The organism is Ruoffia sp. FAM 20857, assembly GCF_045528645.1.
Classification (GTDB): domain Bacteria; phylum Bacillota; class Bacilli; order Lactobacillales; family Aerococcaceae; genus Ruoffia; species Ruoffia halotolerans.
In genome coordinates this window covers 1-930 of record NZ_JBGQRB010000110.1, presented here as the reverse complement: position 1 = coordinate 930, position 930 = coordinate 1, and the positions used below count along the sequence as shown (strand labels likewise).

Here is a 930-nt window from a genome sequence, read left to right as displayed (position 1 = left end):
TTATTATCAATCAAAACCAAAGAAAGACGAATCAGAACTTGAAGAAGTAGTCGCTGAAGAATTTATCCGCAGCCGAAAGGCCTACGGCTCAAGAAAAATAAAAAAAGCCTTATCAAAACGAGGCATTCAGATCAGCCGACGAAAAATTAGTAGAATCATGAAAAATAGAGGATTAAAATCGAGCTATACTGTTGCTTATTTTAAAGTACATCATTCTACTTGCAATGAAGCCAAAACGACAAACGTATTGAATCGTAAATTCTTAAGAGACAACCCATTAGAAGCGATCGTAACAGACTTGACTTATGTACGAGTCGAGAAAAAATGGAATTATGTCTGTTTCATTTTGGATCTGTTCAATCGAGAAATTCTCGGCTATTCTTGTGGAGAACATAAAGATGCCGTTCTAGTAAAAAAAGCATTTAGCCGTATCAAACAACCTCTGACAGAGGTTGAGATTTTTCATACTGATCGTGGAAAAGAGTTTGATAACCAAGCTATTGATGAATTATTAACAACTTTTGACATCAATCGATCATTGAGTCATAAAGGCTGTCCTTTTGATAATGCCGTAGCTGAATCAACTTATAAGTCGCTGAAAGTAGAATTTGTCTATCAATACACATTTGAAACCTTACAACAATTGGATTTGGAGTTATTTGACTATGTCAATTGGTGGAACCACCTTCGGTTGCACGGTACACTTGGCTACGAGACACCGGTTGGTTACCGTAACCAGAGATTGGCGCAGCGAATCCTTGATAATGAGCTCGGATGTGCTAACGCTAGCGAGGCAGTCTAACTTTAACTGTTAGCTCCTGCCGAAGATCGTCACATCCGAGGAGGCTCATTGTCAAGGACAATCGGAATAGCATACGGAAAGAAGTTCTGCACCTTATAAAATTTGTCAAAAAAACTGTTGCCATTCCA

General features: G+C 38.4%; 1 protein-coding gene. It reads left to right on the top strand.

Annotation, left to right across the window (positions count from 1 at the left end; all coding sequences use genetic code 11):
* On the top strand, positions 1–802 hold an 802-nt coding region (locus tag ACEN4N_RS11435; RefSeq protein ID WP_138405618.1), incomplete at its 5' end, for an IS3-like element IS1485 family transposase.
* Positions 803–930: the final 128 nt, after the last annotated feature.